18 protein-coding genes and 1 pseudogene are annotated in these 21,196 nt (G+C 61.2%); 10 read left to right on the plus strand and 9 right to left on the minus strand.

Annotated elements, in window-relative coordinates:
• Positions 1 to 521 (plus strand): annotated as a pseudogene (gene fabI, locus ACIOUG_RS22975) (enoyl-ACP reductase FabI); the annotation flags it as partial.
• Between the two features lie 562 nt (positions 522 to 1,083).
• Here the strand turns inward: fabI and ACIOUG_RS22980 are convergent.
• The 4 genes from ACIOUG_RS22980 to ACIOUG_RS22995 form a co-directional block, all read right to left on the minus strand.
• Positions 1,084 to 2,049, minus strand: a complete 966-nt coding sequence (locus ACIOUG_RS22980) for a sensor domain-containing diguanylate cyclase (protein WP_401068882.1) — start codon at positions 2,047 to 2,049, stop codon at positions 1,084 to 1,086.
• Between the two features lie 61 nt (positions 2,050 to 2,110).
• Complete coding sequence (locus ACIOUG_RS22985; protein WP_401068884.1) at positions 2,111 to 2,689, minus strand: hypothetical protein; 579 nt, start codon at positions 2,687 to 2,689, stop codon at positions 2,111 to 2,113.
• Between the two features lies 1 nt (position 2,690).
• A complete protein-coding gene (locus tag ACIOUG_RS22990; RefSeq protein ID WP_401068886.1) occupies positions 2,691 to 4,853 on the minus strand; it encodes a molybdopterin cofactor-binding domain-containing protein in 2,163 nt (720 codons plus the stop codon).
• 20 nt (positions 4,854 to 4,873) lie between these two features.
• Positions 4,874 to 5,329: a (2Fe-2S)-binding protein gene (locus tag ACIOUG_RS22995; protein WP_003224136.1), complete on the minus strand. Its 456-nt coding sequence runs from the start codon at positions 5,327 to 5,329 to the stop codon at positions 4,874 to 4,876.
• 251 nt (positions 5,330 to 5,580) lie between these two features.
• On the opposite strand from ACIOUG_RS22995, the gene ACIOUG_RS23000 reads away from it, so the two are divergent.
• Positions 5,581 to 6,411, plus strand: a complete 831-nt coding sequence (locus ACIOUG_RS23000) for an alpha/beta fold hydrolase (protein WP_401068888.1) — start codon at positions 5,581 to 5,583, stop codon at positions 6,409 to 6,411.
• Between the two features lie 295 nt (positions 6,412 to 6,706).
• Here the strand turns inward: ACIOUG_RS23000 and ACIOUG_RS23005 are convergent, their stop codons facing one another.
• Complete coding sequence (locus ACIOUG_RS23005; RefSeq protein WP_401068889.1) at positions 6,707 to 7,099, minus strand: GFA family protein; 393 nt, start codon at positions 7,097 to 7,099, stop codon at positions 6,707 to 6,709.
• Between the two features lie 90 nt (positions 7,100 to 7,189).
• On the opposite strand from ACIOUG_RS23005, the gene ACIOUG_RS23010 reads away from it, so the two are divergent.
• The 4 genes from ACIOUG_RS23010 (at position 7,190) to ACIOUG_RS23025 (ending at position 10,241) form a co-directional block, all read left to right on the plus strand.
• Positions 7,190 to 7,864 (plus strand): class I SAM-dependent methyltransferase, encoded by a 675-nt coding sequence (locus ACIOUG_RS23010; RefSeq protein ID WP_401068891.1) that lies wholly within the window; start codon positions 7,190 to 7,192, stop codon positions 7,862 to 7,864.
• 191 nt (positions 7,865 to 8,055) lie between these two features.
• Entirely contained in the window at positions 8,056 to 8,559 is a 504-nt protein-coding gene (locus tag ACIOUG_RS23015; protein WP_401068893.1) for a VOC family protein, read from the plus strand.
• 35 nt (positions 8,560 to 8,594) lie between these two features.
• Entirely contained in the window at positions 8,595 to 9,428 is an 834-nt protein-coding gene (locus ACIOUG_RS23020) for an AraC family transcriptional regulator (RefSeq protein ID WP_401068895.1), read from the plus strand.
• A 60-nt stretch (positions 9,429 to 9,488) separates the two neighbouring features.
• The gene (locus ACIOUG_RS23025; protein ID WP_401068896.1) at positions 9,489 to 10,241 is read left to right on the plus strand and encodes a type 1 glutamine amidotransferase domain-containing protein; all 753 of its coding nucleotides are present in this window, start codon (positions 9,489 to 9,491) and stop codon (positions 10,239 to 10,241) included.
• 51 nt (positions 10,242 to 10,292) lie between these two features.
• Here the strand turns inward: ACIOUG_RS23025 and ACIOUG_RS23030 are convergent, their stop codons facing one another.
• Complete coding sequence (locus ACIOUG_RS23030; protein ID WP_401068898.1) at positions 10,293 to 10,880, minus strand: LysE family translocator; 588 nt, start codon at positions 10,878 to 10,880, stop codon at positions 10,293 to 10,295.
• Positions 10,881 to 11,194: 314 nt separating this feature from the next.
• On the opposite strand from ACIOUG_RS23030, the gene ACIOUG_RS23035 reads away from it, so the two are divergent.
• Entirely contained in the window at positions 11,195 to 14,890 is a 3,696-nt protein-coding gene (locus tag ACIOUG_RS23035; protein WP_401068899.1) for a hypothetical protein, read from the plus strand.
• Between the two features lie 43 nt (positions 14,891 to 14,933).
• Here ACIOUG_RS23035 and ACIOUG_RS23040 read toward each other — a convergent pair whose 3' ends face one another.
• Together ACIOUG_RS23040 and ACIOUG_RS23045 are read right to left on the minus strand one after the other, a co-directional pair.
• Positions 14,934 to 17,180: an ATP-binding protein gene (locus tag ACIOUG_RS23040; RefSeq protein ID WP_401068901.1), complete on the minus strand. Its 2,247-nt coding sequence runs from the start codon at positions 17,178 to 17,180 to the stop codon at positions 14,934 to 14,936.
• Positions 17,177 to 17,791: a biliverdin-producing heme oxygenase gene (locus ACIOUG_RS23045; protein ID WP_401068903.1), complete on the minus strand. Its 615-nt coding sequence runs from the start codon at positions 17,789 to 17,791 to the stop codon at positions 17,177 to 17,179. The genes ACIOUG_RS23040 and ACIOUG_RS23045 overlap by 4 nt, the downstream gene beginning before the upstream one ends.
• Positions 17,792 to 18,065: 274 nt before the next feature.
• Here ACIOUG_RS23045 and ACIOUG_RS23050 point away from each other — a divergent pair, with 274 nt between their 5' ends.
• A complete protein-coding gene (locus ACIOUG_RS23050; RefSeq protein ID WP_401068904.1) occupies positions 18,066 to 18,686 on the plus strand; it encodes a LysE family translocator in 621 nt (206 codons plus the stop codon).
• A 3-nt stretch (positions 18,687 to 18,689) separates the two neighbouring features.
• Here the strand turns inward: ACIOUG_RS23050 and ACIOUG_RS23055 are convergent, their stop codons facing one another.
• The gene (locus ACIOUG_RS23055) at positions 18,690 to 19,103 is read right to left on the minus strand and encodes a VOC family protein (protein WP_401068906.1); all 414 of its coding nucleotides are present in this window, start codon (positions 19,101 to 19,103) and stop codon (positions 18,690 to 18,692) included.
• Between the two features lie 180 nt (positions 19,104 to 19,283).
• Between ACIOUG_RS23055 and ACIOUG_RS23060 the strand changes: the two genes are divergently transcribed.
• Both ACIOUG_RS23060 and ACIOUG_RS23065 read left to right on the plus strand, forming a co-directional pair.
• Entirely contained in the window at positions 19,284 to 20,366 is a 1,083-nt protein-coding gene (locus ACIOUG_RS23060) for a bifunctional transcriptional activator/DNA repair enzyme AdaA (RefSeq protein ID WP_401068907.1), read from the plus strand.
• 32 nt (positions 20,367 to 20,398) lie between these two features.
• On the plus strand, positions 20,399 to 21,196 hold the full coding sequence (locus ACIOUG_RS23065; protein ID WP_401068909.1) for an isocitrate lyase/phosphoenolpyruvate mutase family protein: 798 nt from the start codon (positions 20,399 to 20,401) through the stop codon (positions 21,194 to 21,196).

The raw sequence follows: 21,196 nt of genomic DNA on the forward strand, positions 1-21,196 counted from the left end.
ACTCCGTCGGCTTCGCCCCGGTCGACCAACTGGACGGCGACTTAAACGAAGACACCACCCGTGAAGGTTTCCGCATCGCTCACGACATCAGCGCCTACAGCTTCGTGGCCCTGGCCAAGGCTGGCCGCGAAATGATGAAAGGCCGCAACGGCAGCCTGCTGACCCTGTCGTACCTGGGCGCCGAGCGCACCATGCCGAACTACAACGTGATGGGCATGGCCAAGGCTTCGCTGGAAGCTGGCGTACGTTACCTGGCCGGCTCCCTGGGCCCGGACGGCACCCGCGTCAACTGCGTATCGGCTGGTCCGATCCGCACTCTGGCAGCCTCGGGCATCAAGAACTTCCGCAAGATGCTGGCCGCCAACGAAGCGCAAACCCCACTGCGCCGCAACGTCACCATCGAAGAAGTCGGCAACGCCGGCGCCTTCCTGTGCTCCGACCTGGCGTCGGGCATCAGCGGTGAAATCATGTACGTCGACGGCGGCTTCAACACCACCGCCATGGGCAACATCGAAGAGTAATCTTCGCTCTGCCGATAAAAACCCGCCTCTTCAGGCGGGTTTTTTATTGGTTCAACATCAAAAGATCGCAGCCTTCGGCAGCTCCTACATGATTGGTGTCGCATACACATTCCCTGTAGGAGCTGCCGAAGGCTGCGATCCTTTGATCTTCAGAGCGAACAATCGGCGAACATCGCAATCGCCTGACCGGACGCCATCGCTGGCAAGCCAGCTCCCACAGGGTTCCGTGCAGTACCGAAATTTCGTGCACACCCGAGAAATCTGTAGGAGTGGGCTTGCTCACGAAGAGGCCAGCACATTCAACATTGATATCGCCTGACCGGACGCCTTCGCGAGCAAGCCCGCTCCCACACGGTCCTGCGCAGTGTCGGGATTTTGTGAGCACCCGAGAAATCTGTAGGAGTGGGCTTGCTCACGAAGAGGCCAACACATTCAACATTGATATCGCCTGCCCGGACGCCTTCGCGAGCAAGCCCGCTCCCACAGAGTTCTGAGGTGTGCCTGGATTTTGTGAGCACCCGATAGACCTGTGGGAGCTGGCTTGCCAGCGATGAGGCTCTAATCAGCGACGTTTCAACGCCTGTTTGTGCGCATACATCGCCTCATCGGCATCCGCCAGCAGCCGATCCACTGTGTCATGGCGTTGCGGATCGTATTCGATCTGGCCGACGCTGAAGCGAATGTCGTAGCCGCGCTGCAGCATCGCATTGCGCTCGTCGAGGATTTCCTTGAGTCGCGCCATGATCGCCGTGGTTTCGACGTGACTGGAGCCGGTCAGCAGCGCCACGAACTCATCACCGCCCAACCGCCCGACCACGTCGCTCTCGCGAAAAGCGATGCGCAGCACATCGGCAAAGGTCTTCAGCGCACTGTCGCCCTCGGCATGGCCGTAATGATCGTTGATCTGTTTGAAGTCGTTGAGATCAAAAAACAGCAGCGTCGCCGGTTTGTCCCGGTGTTTGCAGGCGTCCAGCGCATGCTGGGCGAGAGTCTTGAAGCCACGGCGGTTGGACAGCAGCGTCAGCTCGTCCATGCTCGCCATCTGCACCGCCATCAACTCTTGCTCGGCCATGCCGGCGAGGTCGCGCAACAGGGCGCGCTCCTCGTCGTCGAGTTCGCGCGGCCGGGTGTCGATCAGACACAGCGTGCCCATCTTGTTGCCATTGGGCACCGTCAACGGATAACCCGCATAGAAGCGAATCTTCGGCTCGCCGGTGACCAGCGGATTGTCGTAAAAGCGCTCATCCTGCTTGGCATCCGCTACCATCAGCAGTTCGTCCTGCAGGATCGCATGGCCGCAGAACGACACATTCCTCGGGGTTTCGCTGACGCCCAGGCCAACGCAGGACTTGAACCACTGGCGATCGCTATCCACCAATGTCACCAGGGCAATCGGCACGTTGAACAGACGCTTGGCCAGCCGCGTCAGCCGGTCAAAACGCTCCTCCGGCGCGGAATCAAGGACATTCAAGCCGTGCAGCGCTTGAATTCGGGTTGCTTCATTGGCGGGTTTGATCGGGGCCAGCATCACGCACTCCATCAGGGTCAACGACCGTTAGAGTAGCTTGATTCGCCAGCGACTCACACACTCAACCGCCCGCCACCGGGCATGGCCCGCCAGCGTCGGCCCAAAGCTTGAACTGGGCCACAAAAATGTCATGCGGCACCGGTACCGGCGTGCGCCCTGCGCCGGGGTTCCAGCCCCACAACACCAGTTTGTCGTCGCTGACATGTTTGATCAGCGCAGCGAAATCCCGGTCGCCGTTGCTGGAGCGGTCCTTGATCATCGCGCACAACTTGTCCGGTGGCAGACCAATCCAGGCCATCTTGTGCGCCGCCGGTGGCAGACTCCAGTGCGGCGCCCCAGGTGGCGCGTGCGGGCCATAACTTTCGGGCGGATTGCTCTCGGCGTGACAGGTGGCGCAGGGCAAACCGGCGGCGCCCTTGCCGTCCATGCCGCGCACCACATTCATCGCGTGCGGTGTGCCCGCATCGAATTGCAGTGGCGAATCGCCGGGGATGTGGCAGTTCTGGCAGCGCGGGCTCTGGAACACTTTCTGTACCGTGCCGAACGCCTTGAGCGCCTCCTGATCATCGGCGAACAGGTCCGAGGCGTAGCCGCCCAGCCCGAGCAACATCACCGTGCCCAACAGCAGATGTCGTTTCATCTCACACCCCCGACAGTTGCAGCGGCAATTCACGCAGGCGTTGCCCGGTCAGCGCATACACCGCGTTGGCCACCGCCGGCGCGGTGGGCGGAACCCCGGCCTCGCCAATGCCCCCGGGCTTGTCGCTGCTGGGCACGATATGCACCTCGACCAGCGGCATCTCGTTGAGCCGCAGCACCTGATAGTCGTGATAATTGGATTGCACCACCGCACCGTCCTTGACCGTCAGCTTGCTGTGCAGCGCCATGCCCAGGCCAAAGGTGATGCACGATTCCATCTGCGCCGCGATGCTCTGCGGGTTGACCGCGATCCCACAATCCACCGCACACACCACGCGGTGCACGCGGATCGCCAGATTGTCCTGCGAGACCTCGGCCACCTGCGCCACATAACTGCCGAACGACTCATGCACCGCCACGCCCAACGCATGCCCGTCCGGCAATGGCGCTTGCCAATTGGCCTTCTCCACCGCCAGATTGAGCACCCCGAGATGGCGCGCATGATCCTTGAGCAAGGTGCGCCGGTATTCGACCGGGTCCTTGCCCGCCGCCGCAGCCATTTCATCGATCAGCGACTCCATGACAAACGCGGTGTGGCTGTGCCCTACCGAACGCAGCCACAGCACATTTATCCCGGTCTGCGGTGAATGCAGCTCGACCTGCTGATGCGCCAGACCCTTGACGTACGGACTGTCGGCCACGCCCTCGACCGACGTCGGATCAATGCCGTTCTTGACCATGGTCGCTTCCAGCAGCGTGCCGGTCATGATCGATTGGCCGACCAGCACATGCTGCCAGCTCAGCGGCATGCCCTGCCCGTCGAGGCCGATGCGCGCCTGATGCAGGAACATCGAGCGGTAATAACCGCCGCGAATGTCATCCTCGCGCGACCACACGGTTTTCACCGGCATCCCGGCAGCCTTCGCCACTTGCACCGCTTCGGCGACGAAGTCCGAGGTCGGATTGGCCCGACGCCCGAAACCGCCACCGAGAAATTCGGTGTGAATCTCCACCTGCTCCGGTTTGAGCCCGGTGATCTTGCCGGCGACCATCTGGTCGAGGGTCTGAAATTGCGTGCCGGTCCAGATCTCGCACTTTTCGGCGCTGATCTTCACCGTACAGTTCAGCGGTTCCATCGGCGCATGTGCCAGATACGGCACGCTGTATTCGACGTCGATTTTCTTCGTCGCCTTGGCGAAGTTGCCCTTGGGGTCACCGGCCTGACTGGCGGAAGTGCCCGGCGTCGCCGCCAGTTTGCGGAAGCTGTCGAGCAGGCCCTGGCTGCTCAGGTCAGTGTGCGGCCCCATGTCCCAATCGACCTTCAACGCGTCGCGACCAAGTTTCGCCGCCCAATAATGCTCGGCGATTACCGCCACGCCCGTCGGCACCTGCACCACTTTGTGCACGCCGGGCACCGCCAGCGCCTCGGCGCCCTCGAAGGATTTGAGCGTGGCGCCGAACACCGGCGCACGGGCGACCATCGCGGTCATCAAGCCTTCGAACTGCACGTCCATACCGAACTTGGCGCGCCCGGTGATTTTCTCCCGGGTGTCGAGGCGTTTGGTCGGTTTGCCGATGACCTTCCAGTCTTTGGCCTCCTTGAATGTGATCGACTTCGGATCCGGCACCGGCAGTTGCCCGGCGGCGTCCGCCAGCTCGCCGTACGTCGCGCGTTTATCGCCGGCGATCACCACGCCCGACTCCGTGCGGATGGATGAAGGCGCCACGTCGAAACGCTTGGCCGCCGCTTCCACCAGCATCTGCCGCGCCGTGGCGCCGGCGAGCCGGTAACGGTCGAACTCCATCCAGGTCGAGGTCGAGCCGCCGGTAATCTGCATCCCGCCAAACGCCGGCATGCCGTAGTTGGCGGCCGAGGCCGGCGAGTGTTCGACGCGGATCTTCGACCAGTCGGCGTCCAGCTCTTCGGCGATCAGCATGGTCAGGCCGGTCCAGATGCCCTGGCCCATTTCCGAATGCCCGAGCAACACCGTCACGCTGTTGTCGGCGGCGATGCGCAAAAACGCATTCGGCGCGAAGACCTTGCCTTCATTCTCCGCCGCCAGGGCAAACCGATGGGCACCGGGGACCACGAACGCCACCACCAGACCGCCACCCAGGACGGCACTGCCCTTGAGAAATCCACGACGCGATACAGGACTGTTCATCAGCCTTCTCCCAACATGCATCAGCCGATTTCGGACGCACGCTTGACTGCCGCGCGGATCCGCGGATAGGTGCCGCAGCGGCAAATGTTGCCGGAGAGCGCCTGATCGATATCGCTGTCGGTGGGTTTGGGGATTTTCGCCAGCAACGCTGCGGCAGACATGATCTGCCCCGACTGGCAGTAACCACACTGCACCACATCGAGTTCGGCCCAGGCCTGCTGCACCGGGTGCGAGCCGTCGGTCGACAGGCCTTCGATGGTGAGAATTTTCTGTCCATGCGCCACGGCGGTGGCCGGCGTGATACAGGCACGCAACGGTGCGCCATCGACGTGTACGGTGCAGGCGCCACACTGGGCCATGCCACAGCCGAATTTGGTACCGGTCAGGTGCGCAACGTCACGCAGGACCCAGAGCAACGGCATGTCTGCCGGCACATCGAGTTCCTGATCCTTGCCATTGATATTCAAGGTCAGCATCGGGGATTTTCCTCAGACTCACGGTGTTCTGAAGGGGCGTCGCTACGGCCATCGAAGCCTGTGCGCGCCTCGGCTTATCCCTTTCAGCAAAGCCTAATTTGCGCGTGAAGCCAGACGTTGCGACCACCGGTCATGCCTGCCCCCGAAAATGTCGACTTTAATCCTACGGCTGATAACGGCGCTCATCCGAACCATCACGACCGGTCTGCGACGAGCGCGGTAACCCATCACATTGGTCAGGAGTAGCGAACATGGGATTTGTCACCACCCAAGACGGCGTCGATATTTTCTACAAGGACTGGGGCCCGAAAGACGCCCCGGTGATCCACTTCCACCACGGCTGGCCGCTCAGCTCAGATGACTGGGATGCGCAGATGCTGTTCTTTCTGGCCCAGGGCTTTCGGGTGATTGCCCATGATCGTCGCGGGCACGGACGGTCGAGCCAGGTCTGGGACGGCCACGACATGGATCACTACGCCGACGATGCGCTGGCGGTGGTTCAGCATCTGGGGGTGAAGAACGTGGTGCATGTCGGCCACTCCACCGGCGGCGGCGAGGTCATCCACTACATCGCCCGTCATGGTCAGGACAACGTCGCCAAAGGCGTGCTGATCAGCGCGGTGCCGCCGCTGATGGTCAAGACCGAAAGCAATCCGGGGGGCTTGCCGAAATCGGTGTTCGACGATTTTCAGGCGCAACTGGCGGCCAATCGCGCGCAGTTCTACCGGGATATCCCCAGCGGCCCGTTCTACGGCTACAACCGGCCCGGAGCCAAGCCTTCCGATGGGATCATTGGCAACTGGTGGCGCCAGGGCATGATCGGCGGCGCCAAGGCGCATTACGACGGCATCGTCGCGTTCTCGCAGACCGATTTCACCGAAGACCTGAAGAAGGTCACCGTGCCGGTACTGGTGATGCATGGCGAAGACGATCAGATCGTGCCGTACGCAAACTCGGGGCCTTTGTCGGCGAAACTGCTGCCAAATGGCACGCTGAAGTCATATCCGGGATTTCCGCACGGGATGCCGACGACTGAAGCGGCGACGATCAATGCCGATTTGCTGGCCTTCATTCGCGGTTGAAATTCGAGCGTTTGATGATCACTGGGGAGTGATTAGAGATTTGTGAGTACCACACATCATTGTGGGAGCTGGCTTGCCAGCGATGGTGGTGGGTCAGGCAACATCAATTGTGGATGTGCCGGCCTCATCGCTGGCAAGCCAGCTCCCACAGGTTTTCAGGTGCCTGCTGAATACTGGTGTGGGAGCCAGCCTGCTGGCGAAGGCAATCTGTCAGTCGATATCGGGTTGACTGATCCACCGCTTTCGCGAGCAAGCCCGCTCCCACAAAGGCAGACTGCGGCAGTCCTGACTTCCACTAATCCTCGGAACGCCCAGTGCTCTCGCGATCACGTTCGTAATGGTGCGCTAGTGGCAGCGTCGGCAACCAGGTCTCGCGACGGATGGTCCACAATTCATAGGTCGGCGTGAACTGGTTCGGCTCGTCCAGTGAGCCGACATTGACTTCAATTTCATCCCCCGAACGCACAAGCACCGGCGACCCACAGCGCGGGCAGAACACCCGCCCTTGGTACTCGCCGGTCTTGCCGCTGACCATGACGGCGCTTTCGGGAAATATCGCCGAGGCATGGAACAACGCTCCGTGGTGTTTGCGGCAGTCGAGGCAATGGCAGATGCCGACGCGGTAAGGTTGGCCCGCGGCTTCGAAACGCACATCGCCGCACAGACAACCGCCAGTTATTGGGGTCATGTTGTCGATCCTCTGCAAGACTCGGTTGAATCTTTGAACATAGCAGCCGTACACGCGAACGCCCACATTCTGCCTTTGCCGGAGACAGCCATGCCCTCCCCCGAATCCACCTTGTTACAAAGCTGGCACGCCAATGCTGATGCCTGGATCGAAGTGATCCGCAGCGGTGCGATCGAAAGCCGTCAGCAGGTCACCAATCAGGCGATCCTGCTGGCGATCATGGGCCGTCAACCGGAGCGCGTGCTGGATCTGGGTTGTGGTGAAGGCTGGTTGTTGCGGGCGCTGGCGGATCGCGGTATCGATGCGGCGGGCGTCGATGGCGATGCGACGCTGATCGAGGCGGCACGCGAGGCCGGTTCGGCCAAGGTGCATGTCGCCAGTTATGAGGCGCTGGTCGAGGCCAGGGTCGATATCGGCCGCGATTACGATTTGATCTGCGCCAATTTCTCGCTGTTGCATCAGGACATCATTCCATTACTCGCCGCGATGAATGCGTTGCTGGTTCCCGGCGCCGCCATGATCATCCAGACCCTGCATCCGTGGGCCGTGGCGGCCGGCGATTATCAGGATGGCTGGCGTGAAGAATCCTTCGCCGGGTTCAAGGGCCAGTGGCAGCCGATGCCATGGTATTTCCGCACGCTGTCGAACTGGTGCAACGCGCTGGACATGGCCGGGTTTCAACTGGTCAGCCTGCAGGAGCCGCAGCATCCGCAAAGCCCGGTGCCACAGTCACTGTTGTTGATCGCCGAGCAGCGCCCCTTGTAGGAGTGAGCCTGCTCGCGATGGCGTAGGCTCAGGCAACACCAACGCCTGTACCGACGCCATCGCGAGCAGGCTCACTCCTACAGGGGTTTGTGTTCGACCGCGAAGCACTTGTCGATCTACGGCACCGCCATTCGACCAGGGACTGACTACGCTGTTAATCCCGCGTGTCTAACCTGCCGAGGATGACTGCCATGCAACGCTTGCAAAAACTCACTCCGTGCCTGTGGTTCGATGATCAGGCCGAAGCCGCTGCGAAGTTCTATTGCTCGATCTTCGATCACTCGAAAATCACCGGCTTGACCCACTACAGCAAGGTCGGCCAGGAATTTCACGGCAAGCCGGAAGGCGCGGTGATGACCGTCAGTTTCGAACTCGACGGCCAGACCTTCACCGGCCTCAACGGTGGGCCGCTGTTCAAGTTCAGTGAAGCCATTTCGTTTCAGGTCAATTGCCAGAATCAGGAAGAAGTCGACCATTTCTGGGGCAATCTGTCGGCCGGTGGCCCGGTCGAGGCTCAGCAGTGCGGCTGGCTCAAGGACAAGTTCGGGGTGTCGTGGCAGATCGTGCCGGTGGCCTTCATGCACATGATGCAAGACCCCGACACCACGAAGTCGCAACGGGCGATGCAGGCCATGTTCCAGATGAAAAAACTCGACATCGCCGAACTGGAGCGAGCCTTTGCCGGCCAGAGCTAATAGACTCCGGATCTGGCCTGCCGGGAACAATAACGATGAAACACGCTGCCGCCAAAAACCCTGAACAAGCCCCACGCTTCTGGCGGGATGATGCCCTGCCTTTCATCGAGGCGCGGGCCATCGCCGATGGCCGTGAGGTCTGCTACTCACGCCACTCTCATGCACATTTCTCCATCGGTGCGATCACCGCCGGGCGGAGCATCTATGTGCATGAGCAATCGACATTCGAAGTCGCCGCCGGCACCGTGGTGCTGATGAATCCGGGCGACGTGCATGCCTGCAATCCGATTGATGACCAGCCGTGGTCGTACTTGATGCTGTATGTCGAGACGCCGTGGCTGACGGATCTGCAGCATCAGTCGGGATTCAGTGCCGAGCTTGAGTTTCGGCGGTTTTCCACCACGCATTTGCATGACCCTCGGCTGTTCAGGAATCTGCAAGGGTTGTACGACACTCTGGTCGATGAGCAGCAGGATGTACTGCGCAAACAGAGCGCTGCAGTGGAGTTTTTCGGCGACCTGCAGTTGCGCCTGAACCCGGCAGAACCGGCGCTGCGCGAGCCGAATTTCAAGCTTGAACGCGCCGCCGACTTTATCCGCGAACACTGCACCGACCTGCTCAGCCTGGACGACATCTGCACGGCGGCACAATTGTCGCCGTCGTACCTGATCCGCGCGTTCAAGCAGCATTACGGCATGACCCCGCATGCATTTGTGGTCAACCAGCGCATCCAGTTCGCCCGTGAACGACTGCGCAACGGCCAGTTGATTGCCGATGTCGCACTGGAAGCAGGGTTTGCCGATCAGGCGCATTTCCAGAGAGCGTTCAAACAGCATCTGGCGGCAACACCCGGCCAATATCGCGGCTGACAGAAGAAAGCGGCTACGCTGTGGATCAGCGGCCAATTCCGGCCCGGGAGTCTGCTCCGGATGATTCTGATTCTTCTGCCAAACGCCGATTACGACCCGACCGAAAGCAGCGTGCCGTGGCAGGCACTGCACAGCGCGGGGATCGAAGCCCGTTTTGCCACGCCGCAAGGCCTGCCGGCCTACGCCGACCCACGGCTGGTGAGCGTAGGCTTCGGCCCGTTGAACGCCATGCTGATGACCCGCCAGGCTGATCTGGACAGCTACGCGCAGATGATCGAAAACACGGCATTTCGGCAGCCGCTGGCGTATGCCGATGTCGACGTGAGTCAATTCGACGGTTTGTTGATTCCCGGCGGCCATGCCAAAGGCATGCGCAGCCTGCTGGAATCCGGGCAGGCCCGACAAATCGCCTTGCAGTTTTTTCAGGCACAAAAGCCTGTGGCGGCGGTGTGTCATGGCGTGTTGTTGCTCGCCCGAACCCTCGACCCAGACACCGGGCGTTCGCTGCTGTTCGGACGCAGGGTTACCGCGTTGCTGGCGGCCACCATGGAGTTACCGGCCTGGTTGATGACTGCCCCCTGGCTGGGGCGTTATTACCGCACTTACCCGCAGACCGTCGAAGCAGAAGTCACCGCCGCACTGTCGCGCAACGCCGACTTTGTGCGCGGCCCGCTCATCGCCCGACGTGACAGCGCAACAACACCGCAAACCGGGTTTGTGGTGCGCGACGGCAATCTGCTCACGGCGCGCTGGCCCGGTGATTGCCATCGCTTCGCCGCAGAATGGGTCGCCATGCTGCAGCAGGTTGAATGATCACTCCCATGCAGGAGCTGCCGCCGGCTGCGATCTTTTGCTGTTGCAGGCTCACGGCAACAACAGATAACCCGCGCTCGCCGCCAGCAACAAGGCCATCAACCGATTGAACCACCGCATCCCCGCCGGATTGCCCAAATACCCCCGCAAAAACGTCCCGGCATACACCCAGCAACCCACCGACAGATAACAGATCACCAGATACACCGCCGCAAACTGCCAGACCAGCCGCGCCTCGCCATCGGCGACGAACGCGCCCATACCCGCCACACACGCCAGCCAGGCTTTCGGGTTGAGCCATTGCATCACCGCGCCATACAACATCGACGGCGCCCGCCCCGCCTCGCTGGCATTCAACTGGCCGTCATCCGTCGCCAGTTTCCAGGCCATGAACAACAGAAACGCCACCCCGGCCAGTTGCACCACCCGGGTCAGGGCCGGCCACAACGTCAGCACTTCATGCAGCCCCAGCCCCATCAGTACCAGCAGCAACACAAACCCCAACGTCGCCCCCGCCACATGCCGCTGACTGGCCCGGAAGCCAAATTGCGCCCCGGCGCTCAACGCCACGATATTCACCGGCCCCGGGGTTATGGACGCCACCAGCGCAAACGCCGCCATCGACACAATCAGATTCATCACACACCTGTTTCAAATCGGGGATCAAGGTTGCAACACTAACCCGCGCTGCTGGCAGGAGTATTGAACAAAATTACCCCGATCAATCGAGATCCTTTCAAACACTTTATAAATCCAGGCGGCCTGATCACCACAAAGCGACTTTCAACTTCACGAACAACTAACAAACATCCAGATACTTTTAAAAACACCATGAAACCCAAAACAAACAAACCACAACGTGGAATGTTTTATATTCCCCGGCAACTTCACAACAGCCACCGACAGGTGACTGACTGCTGTATTACATCAACCTGGAAACACTAGAGTCAGATATGGATATCACCCGCAACCTGTTCAGCGCCGCCCCGGCATCCGCCGATGAAAAAGAGCGCCTCAACATTGCCAGCGCCCTGGAAAACAGACGCTTCCTCCTGCATAACTCCAGCACCCGCGAAGACGTTCTGCAACTCGCCACAGAAGTTATTCCGGGTAGCCGCTTCGACGCTGAACACCACGCCGGCAAGTTATTGCTACGCACGCTGATAAAACATGCAGACTTCGTCAAATTCACCGACAGCCTGAGCCTCCAGCAGGACACTTGGTTCATGGTGCAGAGCAATGGCGAAGTTTATGCCGCGCACGAAGAAACAGGCTCGGTCGGCACTTATATTCATTACACGATCATTACCGATGAACTTTATGACGTCGAAAGTCTGCGCGCCGATGTTGAACTTCTGGCCAATTGCGCCTGGCGCACGGGCGGCATCATTTCCTCCGGCAACACAGTTCCTCTGCGCCATTGGCTGGCCTTTCAGGAAATCACCCGGCCTGAAGACGAAGCCGCCATCGACAACCTGATCGACAGCCTGAACTTCACCCCGCCTGCAGCGCCGAAGTTCGGCAACTACTGGGGTATCAGTGAGGAAACCGAGGACGCTGCACTGATTGTCGACCCGGAACAATACCCGGTAGTCCTGCAGCAAGTGCGCAAGCTGATGGCCGATGCCGGACGGCATGCCGAGCCGCTGATCAATTATCTGACAGATGCGCTGCTCGTGAACAAGAGTGGTGCGATGGTGATGGAGGATCCGCGCCTGGCCTGGGAACAGTTGCTGGAAACAGACGCGGCCCGGGAATTTGCGCAGAGCTGTCTTGAGGCGCTGCCGGGGGTGGACCCGGTACCGACCATGACCGAGGTCATGCGCAGCCGGTTGCTGCTCGCCGCTGTCGTGCTGGATCTGGACATGGGTTCGCAAGAGCGGGTCGCGACGCATCGCGGCCTGCGTTACGCAGCGTTGCACGTGCACGAAACCTCGGCCCAGGCGCGCGCTCGCCTGAAAGAACAGTTCGAGCAGATCAATCGTGCCGGTCCGTTCGCGGCGCAGTTGGCGGTGCACCTGGTTCTGGCGGGCCAGTCCCCGGAGTTTCTGGTTTTCACCCCGCCGACGCTGTTGATCAGTTCGCCCGGTTGGGTGTTGTTGCGCAAGGCCGTGCTGCTGACGGAGCGCATCGCTCCCGGGCTGTCCCTGACCCTGTCCTACGCCCAACTGATCAAGTTCGCCGCGCTCGCACCACTCAGCGACGCCCAAAGTACATTGCATCAAGTTCTCACTCTGCAATGCGTGATGGACTGGGCAACGATCAACGAACTGACGCCCGACGATGACCCGGCACTGACGACAGAAAGCCTCGCAACGGCGGCGATGAATCACTACAGCGCCTATAGCAAGGAACTGGAAGACGCGCTGAGCGCAATCACTGCGCCCCCGGTCAGCCGCCGCCTGCTGGCAAGGCAAACGCTGCTGGACGCCGGCATCGCTGATCAGCGAGAGATGTTCGCTTCGCCGCACAACAAGGGTGGCTTGATCCGCGACACGGTGATCAATCTCTACCTGGCCAACCAGTTGCATCGGAAAAACCTCACCAGCCAAACGAGCAAGCGCAATCTGCATGACGTGCATCCTGGCCTTGCGGATCTGACGCCAATCAACACGTTGTATGCCGAACGACTCATGCCGCAGCATGAACGCTTCATGTCGGGGATCAGTACGCTGATCCGGCTGGCGTTCGCCAACCTGAGCCTGAGTGATCGGCAAGCCCTGACCCAGGGCGCGTCAACGGTCTACCGGGTGCGCGGCAACCGCCACATCCCCGGTCACAACGCCGACCACTTCTCGCCGCACGGGGTGGTCATCCTGTGCCGTTACAAAAGAAAGAACCATTGCTTCGAATTATTCCCGCTACAGGGGCTGTGCCGCCCCAGTCCGCGCCTGGCCGAGGCTTACTTCAAGGCGTCCGGATTTAACCCGGACACCGGCAGCTTCGACGAGGCGACCAATGAGGACACGGGTGTATTCCCGCGCCTCACCTACCTGGAAAACATCGTGACCGAGCACAAGGCTTACTTCCAGGGCGCAATACCTCGACAAACCGAAGAAGCGGACATCAACCAGTTACTGCCGCGTCATCACTGGGAACTTGCGGAGTACGCGCAGATTCGCGAGTTCGGCATGCTGCTTGATCGGCTGGGTGAATTTGCCGTGCACGACGAACCTTCCGCCTGGTATGTCTCGCCCATGGACAGCTTTGGCTCCTCCAGGCTCAAGCGCATTGCCGACTTCATTGCGCAAAAGAACCCGGCCATTACTTACGACGAGTATTACCGGATGGGTTATGACCAGACCAAATACGAAGAACAGCAGGAGGAATACCAACGCGTTGCCAACATCATTCTGAATATCTTCATTCCGTTCCGCGGCTGCATCCAGCAACTGACCTCGGATGATCCGGATCAACGCAGCGGAGCGGCCTTCAGTTGTGTCATCGACGCCATCGCCGTCGCCCTTGTCTTTATCGGGGCCGCCGGGGCTTTGGCCAAGGCCGTGGCCAGCAGCACCCGGCTGCTAAGCCTCAGTCGCGTGGCCGGCAGTGTTCTGGTATCGCTGTTCAACCCGGTGGACGGCGTCCCGCAACTGCTGATCGGCGCCGGCAAACTGGTGGGCAAAGGCGCGCTGAAACTGACTCACTACGGCAGCTCCATCAGCCGTACCAGCACTCGACAGCTGCGTCGTTTGACCGGTGCCAGCAGCGGCTCTTATGACCTGGTCAAAGCACTGGGCAAGTCCGGGGCGGCGGCGGAGATTCGCATGACGTTACCGACATTAGCGCACGGGCGGGTGCTGTTCGGGGATGAGGCACTGGAAACCATCGAACAACTCGTTGCACGACTGAGTCACGAAAGCTTTGTCGTGCCCAAGGGCACATCGGAGGCAGAAGTGCGGCACCTGTTCAACAATGCGGTGGTAGAAGCGACATGGCCATCCAAGGGGTTCAAGAAGCTCGAGGAATTGATCGGTCACGGCGCGGCGAACGACGTCCTGAGTGCATTCGCCAAAAACAATCCCGCGCGTTTCAGTGGCGCACGGCTAAATACCAAGGCTGATGAATTCTCGCAATTGCTGGACTACCTGGCGGAGCTGGAAGCCAAGAAAGTCTTCTACCTGAAGAATTATCAGCAAAACATATTGACGCTGGATCTGGGCAAACCGCCCTATACCGATGTAATGCCAGAATCGGTCTTCAACCCCAAGGGTTTCACCGACAATGCGCAGCGTGCCGGGGCCTGGATGGTCAATGGTTCAAGTTCTCGAAACGAACTGGAGCACCTCGTTGCAATCCTGCGCGAATACACGCAAAACAACCGATCCCTCAAAGACGCCGCCGTTGTCCTGGAAATCCATGACCGACTTGTGCCGCAACTCGCAGGTCGGGTGCGCCAGGCAGGTGGACCGTCGAAATACGGCGGCAGCATCAGCGGTTTCGCTTTGCTGGAGCAACATTTGAAGACGCTGGATGCCAGCCATGAACACTTCCACAAACACCTGCTGGCAGCTATCGCCGGTTTCCAGGGCTTCGGCGACGGTAATGGCCGCACCGCCAGCGCGGTGTATGCGATCAGTCAGCTGCGCAACAACCGCTTCACGGCGATGCCGCAACACGTATTCATGTCGTTGAGCGATCTGGGTTAAACGCTCGAGCTCCGTGCCCCGCTTGGCGAGGCACGGATTTTTTTCATTCCCCGATAATCATCGCCGGCACCGTAAACCGAAACTCCGTGCCCTGCCCCGGCTCACTGCTGGCCTCGATCCGCCCGCCATGGGCTTCAACGATCCCCTGGGTGATGTACAAGCCCAGACCGGTGCCAGTCGGATTGCCCTCCTTCACCGTCCAGTAACGATCGAACACGTGCGCCAGGTTTTCCTTGGGAATCCCTTCGCCGGTATCGCGCACGGTGAAGACGATTTCGTGGCCGACCGACTTCGCCAGAACGCCCACCGAGCCTTTGCGCGGGGTGAACTTGATGGCATTGCCGATCAGGTTCGACAGCACCTGGAACAGGCGCTCCGGGTCGGCATGGATTTTCAGGTCCGGATCGGCCTGGAACGAGATACTGATGTCCTTGTCCAGCGCCAGCGGCCCGAGCAGGGACTGGGTTTCTTCGAACATCTGCCCGACATTCAGCATCTGCGGCGCAATGGTGTAGCGCCCGGCGTCGATCTTGGAAGTGTCGAGCAAGTCTTCCAGCAGCGTGTTCATCCGCCCGGCCGCCTGCTGCATGGTGTCGATGGCGGTGGAGATACGCCGCGAGGTGTGTGGGCCGTCGGAGCTGAAGGTTTTCTGCATCATGCCGCAGAGCATGGAAATCACCGTCATCGGGTTGCGCAGGTCGTGGGAGACCACCGCCACCAGCTCGTCGCGGGCGCGCACCGCCTCCTGCTCGCGACGCACCTGACGGGCCAGGTCGTTTTCCAGCGCCGAGCGGCGCAGATCGTTGGCGGCAAACAGGTCGCCGTGGCTCCATTTGGCGGAGATCCCGGCCATCTCGACTTTCCAGATCTCGAACGACGTGCGCGGGCGCAGCCGCAGACCGGCGTCGGAGTTTTCCAGGTCCAGCGGTTTGCGCGGATCGCCACTCCAGTTGATGCTTTCCTTGACCTCGGGACGGAACCACAGCACGCCGTTGTCCACCGGTTTGGGCAGGCTCATCGCGAGCACGCCGCTGGCGACCTGCGGGTACTGCGCAGCCGGCGGATAGACGCTGGACAGGTGATGACTGGCAAACACCGGCTGGCCGCCGTCCTGCAACCATTTGTGCAGGGCGCGGATTTCTTCCGGTTCCGGGCAGTTGCCGTAACGGTGCAGCTGTTTGTCTTCGATGATCGCGATACCGCCGGCCCCCGTCAGCGCCATCAGCACCTCAGGTTGCCCCGCCAGTCCGTCGAAGACGTTTTGCGGCGAATCGATCATCGCTTGATTGAGCAGTGCCAGCGCCTCGACTTTTGCTTCGCGCTGACGACTGATTTCCAGCGACTCCATCGCACTGATCTGCAGCGACAACACTTGGCCGATGGTCTGGCAGGCGCTGCGCAGTTCGTGCGGCACGTGCAGCGGCTGGCGATTGCCGCAACTGATCAGGCCCCAGAGTTTGTCGCCCTTGAGCAGGGAAATACTCATCGACGACAGCACGCCCATGTTCTTCATGTACTGGCAGTGGATCGGCGACACGCTGCGCAGGGTGGCGAAACTCAGGTCCAGCGGGGTCTGGGTGTCCGGGCGCAGCTTGGGCACCAGCGGCACCGGCTGGTAATCGGCATTGGGGATGATCCGCAGCCAGTTGGTGCGGTACAGCTCGCGCGCCTGTTCGGGGATGTCCGAAGCCGGGAAGAACAGACCGTTGAACACTTCCATCGACGGATCGGACGCTTCGGCGATGACCTGGCCGTGGCCCTCCTCCTCGAAGCGATAGATCAGCACCCGGTCGTAACCGGTGATCGCCTGGATTTCCTTGACGCTGATGTCGTACAGCGCCTGCAGGCTGGTGGCCGCCTGCAGGCGCTGGAGCATGCGTCCCAAATGGGTCTGGTTGCCGGCGACGTTACGCGGCTGGAAGTTTTCGACGTGTATTTCCAGTTCCAGAATCAACACACCCTGATGCCGGTGCAGCAGACCTTCGAACGCTATGCCATTGAGGTGAAAGTGCAGCGGCCCGGCGTCGGCAAACGCCGGTTGCAACAGCGCCTCACGCACCGCGTCGGCATCAGCCGCGCCCAGCAGGCTGTGCAGCGGCTGGCCGATCAGCTCTGGAGCCGGGCGTGCCAGCAGGGTCTCGACGTTGGCGCTGACCTGAATGATCTCCAGTGCCGGCTCGCTCAGGGTCAACAGCAAACCGTGGGGCTGGATCGCTCCGGGGAAGCGGATCGGCTCGTCGGCGCAGTTGGCCAGCAGTTCTTCAAAGGCTTCTTTATCTTGCGGGTTCATGCCAGTACCTCGCGGCTTTCGAGCCAGCGCTCGAAACAGCTGAATGTGGTGTGTGCCGCCGCGACCACGGCTTCGCGCTCGGCCGCATCCAGCGTCCGGTTGCCCAGATATTCAATGAAGTCGCGCCAGCGGCGGCCGGTGGCGGCGCCGTAGATATCGAGAAATGCCGCGCCGTTGTCGGCGTTCAGGCTCAACCGCGAGGCGATCTCACGGCGCAGGATCTGGCCGCCGAGGGTCGCGCCTTCGAGCACATACAGCACACCGAGGCTGGCGGCACTCGAGTCGATCACTGGCAAGGACTGGCACATCGGCAACTGCTCAATGCGCTCGGCCGTCAGGCCCAGGGCTTGCAAGTCAGCGTACAGGGTCGGCGTTTTGAGGCGCGGCGCGAGGTCAAAGTCGTCGGGCACCGCGCCACTGGATCGCAAGGCACTTTCCAGCGGTGCGTAGAAGCCGTAGTAAGCCCGCATCAGCCGTTCAAACGCGTTCGAATCGAGGGTATCGGAGAAAAAGGGAAGACGTTTTTCCAGTGCGATGTGCAGTTCGGCAGTGCCGGCTCGCAGATCTTGCAGCACCGGTGGCACATAAACTTCACGGGCCTTTGCTTGCATGTATATCGCTCTTGGTGAGGCCGCTTCGGGGCCGGCTGGGTGTTTGCAGCATCGGACGGATATTACACGGCAAATGCCTTTTCTGACTTGGCGCACAGCTTTTTCTGACGAAACCATGGCCTTCTGACTTTTCAGAGTTCTGCCCAATCGAAAAAGTTCGACGCGATCAACGGCGCCGGTCGCCGCTGTACCGCGACAGCACAGCCTGACTGTACGGGTCGCGCCGCCCAAGGGCTGTGATAAAAATACGCTTCCACGTTTCTGGAACGCCGCCATGGACCTCGCCACCCTTTCGCTGTTTCTCCCGGCCTGTTTCGCCCTGAACATGGCCCCGGGCCCGAACAACCTGCTGTCGGTCAGCAATGCCACCCGCTATGGCTACCGGCGAGCCTGCGCCGCCGGTATCGGGCGAATTATTGCGTTCGCCGCAATGATCGCCCTCGCCGGCGCCGGGTTGTCGGTGGTGCTGCAAACCTCGGAATGGCTGTTCCATGCGATCAAGGTCATTGGCGCGGCGTATCTGCTGTACCTGGCGTGGCAACTGTGGCGCGCCAACCCCGAGACCGAGCAGTCGGTGGCGGGAGCGTCGGTAGGGTTCTGGAGGTTGGCGCGTCAAGAGTTTCTGGTGGCGGCGGGCAATCCGAAAGCGATCCTGCTGTTCACCGCATTCCTGCCGCAATTCGTCGACCCGAGCCGTCCAGTGCCGGCGCAATTCGCCATGCTCGGCGCGCTGTTCCTGCTGCTGGAGTGGATCGCGATTGGCGCCTACGCCTGGATGGGCCTGCACATGCGCCGCTGGTTCGCCGAGCCGCGCGGCAAACGAATCTTCAATCGTTGCTGCGCGGGACTGCTATCAGCGGCGGCTTCGGTGTTGTTGATGGCCAAACGGGCGTGAGGCCTAGGCTTCGGACGGCCCTTTGAGTTCGACCTGATTGCCGTCCGGGTCGAAGCAATACAGCGACAGGCCATAGCCCTCGGCGCCGAAGCGTCTGGCGGCTTTTTCCACGCTCAGACCGTGCGCCTGCAGGTGTTCGATCAGCGCCGGTTCATCGAACGGTTCGATGCGCAGACAGAAGTGATCGACGTTGCGTCGTTCGGCACCCGCCGCCGCACCGCCCTTCTTGCCCAGCTCGCCCTGCAAGTCGACGAGGTCGATCATCGCGGTGCCGGCGCGCAGATGCACCAGCCCCAGTGGCTCGTTGTGCCTGACCACTTCGGCGCCAAACACCTGGCGATAAAACTCAATACTGCGTTGCAGATCGGCGACGCGCAGGACAATGTGGTCGATGTGCTGAATGATGAACGGTGGCATAAAACTCAATCCCTCAACGGTAGGAGCTGCCGCAGGCTGCGATCTTTTGATCTTGTTTCTTAAAATCAAAGGCAAAAGATCGCAGCCTGCGGCAGCTCCTACACGGTAGTTCAGGGCATTTGGAAATTCACTGTCGATTTTTCGGTGGAGCCATCGAGAATCTGGTTTTACTCTCAGGCCATGAACATACAAACCGCACTGCTGCCGCCCCACGCCGAGATGGTTCGCGCCATGCTCGAACGCGATACCGCCTATGAGGGGGTGTTCTTCACGGCGGTGAAAACCACCGGGATTTTCTGCCGCCCCAGTTGCACGGCACGCAAGCCGAAACCGGAAAACGTCGAATTCTTCGCCCATGCCGATGAGTGCCTGAGCGCCGGTTATCGCGCCTGTCTGCGCTGTAAACCGCTGGACGCCGCCGCCATCGCCCCCGACTGGGTGCAGCGCCTGCTGGCCGCCGTCGATGCCGAGCCGGAAATGCGCTGGAGTGATACGCAGCTGCTGGCCGAAGGCATCGAGCCGCTGAAGCTGCGGCGCTGGTTCAAGCAGCATTTCGGCATGACCTTCCATGCCTGGCTGCGCACCCGCCGGCTGGGCATGGCACTGGGCGGCATTCGCCAAGGCGCCTCGATTGACCATGCGGCGTTCGACTCCGGTTACGAATCGCTCAGCGGTTTTCGCGATGCGTTCCAGAAATCGTTTCACATCACCCCGGGCCGCGCGGCCAACAGTGAACCGCTGCTGTTCAGTCGCCTGACCACGCCACTGGGACCGATGATCGCCATGGCTGAACGTCGCGGGCTGGTGCTGCTGGAGTTTCTTGATCGCCCGGCGTTGACCCGCGAGGTCGAGGCCCTGCAGAGTCGTCATGGCTACGTGATTGCGCCGGGACACAATGCGCACCTGCAGCAGATCGAAGCCGAACTGGCGGCCTATTTCAGCGGCAAACTCACTGAATTCGGCGTAGCGTTGCATCTCCCTGGCAGCGACTTTGCGCGCCAGGTGTGGGCCGAGCTGCAACAGATTCCCTACGGTCACACCAGCACCTACGGCACCATCGCCGCGCGGCTGGGCAAACCTGGCGCCAGTCGTGCGGTGGGGCTGGCCAACGGGCACAACCGACTGTCGATTGTGGTGCCGTGCCATCGGGTGATCGGCGCGGACGGCGCACTGACCGGCTACGGTGGTGGCCAGCCGCGCAAGGCGTTTCTGCTACGGCTGGAGAACGCGACATTGCAGATCACTCGCCAACTGGCTTTTTGACGACTTGATTCAACCAACAGGAAGGGATTTCGATGAGCTCGCTCGATACACAGTTTCACCAACTGCATCAGGATGGCCTGCTGATCCTGACCAACGTCGCCGACGCCACCGGTGCGCGACTGGTCGAACAAGCGGGTGGCAAGGCAGTCGCCACCAGCAGCGCGGCGGTCGCCTGGGCGCACGGCTACGCGGACGGCAACACCCTGCCGCTTGAACGGCTGATTGCCAGCGTGGAATCGATTGCGCGGGTGATCCAGGTGCCTCTGAGCGTGGACATCGAGGCCGGGTATTCCGATGACCTCGGGCGTGTGGCCGCAGTCATCGACGCGGTGCTCGCCGCTGGTGCGGTCGGGATCAACATCGAAGACGGCAGCGGCGCTCCGGAACTGCTGGCGCGCAAGATTGAAGTGGCGCGCGAAGTCGCCCGCAAACGCGGTGTGGAGCTGTTCATCAATGCGCGCACCGACGTCTACCTCAAGGGTCTGGTACCGGCCGAGGATCGCGTCGCCGAAACCCTGCGCCGTTCGGCGCTGTATCAGGCGGCCGGGGCCGATGGCTTGTTTGCCGCCGGCGTGACCAGCGCCTATGAAATCGAGGCCATCTGCAAAGGCACTTCGTTGCCGGTGAACGTGCTCGGCTTCGCCTGCCTGCCCTCGCCGACAGAGCTGCAAGCCTTGGGCGTGCGGCGTTTGAGCGCCGGGTCCGGGATCGCCGAATTCCTCTACGGCGCGATGGGTGCGCTGGTGAAAAGCTTCCTCGCCAGCGGCAAGCTCGACACCCGTGACCTCAAGGCGCTGACCTACGGCGAAGTCAACGGTCTGCTGAAATAG

This window comes from Pseudomonas sp. NPDC087803 (genome assembly GCF_044742995.1).
Lineage (GTDB): Bacteria > Pseudomonadota > Gammaproteobacteria > Pseudomonadales > Pseudomonadaceae > Aquipseudomonas.

Coding starts and splice junctions, on each gene's coding strand:
- ACIOUG_RS23055 (WP_401068906.1), bottom strand. CDS start 19,103: ATGCCACCGTTCATCATTCAGCACATCGACCACATTGTCCTGCGCGTC.
- ACIOUG_RS23035 (WP_401068899.1), top strand. CDS start 11,195: ATGGATATCACCCGCAACCTGTTCAGCGCCGCCCCGGCATCCGCCGAT.
- ACIOUG_RS23015 (WP_401068893.1), top strand. CDS start 8,056: ATGCAACGCTTGCAAAAACTCACTCCGTGCCTGTGGTTCGATGATCAG.
- ACIOUG_RS23010 (WP_401068891.1), top strand. CDS start 7,190: ATGCCCTCCCCCGAATCCACCTTGTTACAAAGCTGGCACGCCAATGCT.
- ACIOUG_RS23025 (WP_401068896.1), top strand. CDS start 9,489: ATGATTCTGATTCTTCTGCCAAACGCCGATTACGACCCGACCGAAAGC.
- ACIOUG_RS23060 (WP_401068907.1), top strand. CDS start 19,284: ATGAACATACAAACCGCACTGCTGCCGCCCCACGCCGAGATGGTTCGC.
- ACIOUG_RS23040 (WP_401068901.1), bottom strand. CDS start 17,180: ATGAACCCGCAAGATAAAGAAGCCTTTGAAGAACTGCTGGCCAACTGC.
- ACIOUG_RS22985 (WP_401068884.1), bottom strand. CDS start 2,689: ATGAAACGACATCTGCTGTTGGGCACGGTGATGTTGCTCGGGCTGGGC.
- ACIOUG_RS23045 (WP_401068903.1), bottom strand. CDS start 17,791: ATGCAAGCAAAGGCCCGTGAAGTTTATGTGCCACCGGTGCTGCAAGAT.
- ACIOUG_RS23020 (WP_401068895.1), top strand. CDS start 8,595: ATGAAACACGCTGCCGCCAAAAACCCTGAACAAGCCCCACGCTTCTGG.
- ACIOUG_RS23005 (WP_401068889.1), bottom strand. CDS start 7,099: ATGACCCCAATAACTGGCGGTTGTCTGTGCGGCGATGTGCGTTTCGAA.
- ACIOUG_RS22980 (WP_401068882.1), bottom strand. CDS start 2,049: ATGCTGGCCCCGATCAAACCCGCCAATGAAGCAACCCGAATTCAAGCG.
- ACIOUG_RS23050 (WP_401068904.1), top strand. CDS start 18,066: ATGGACCTCGCCACCCTTTCGCTGTTTCTCCCGGCCTGTTTCGCCCTG.
- ACIOUG_RS22990 (WP_401068886.1), bottom strand. CDS start 4,853: ATGAACAGTCCTGTATCGCGTCGTGGATTTCTCAAGGGCAGTGCCGTC.
- ACIOUG_RS22995 (WP_003224136.1), bottom strand. CDS start 5,329: ATGCTGACCTTGAATATCAATGGCAAGGATCAGGAACTCGATGTGCCG.
- ACIOUG_RS23065 (WP_401068909.1), top strand. CDS start 20,399: ATGAGCTCGCTCGATACACAGTTTCACCAACTGCATCAGGATGGCCTG.
- ACIOUG_RS23030 (WP_401068898.1), bottom strand. CDS start 10,880: ATGAATCTGATTGTGTCGATGGCGGCGTTTGCGCTGGTGGCGTCCATA.
- ACIOUG_RS23000 (WP_401068888.1), top strand. CDS start 5,581: ATGGGATTTGTCACCACCCAAGACGGCGTCGATATTTTCTACAAGGAC.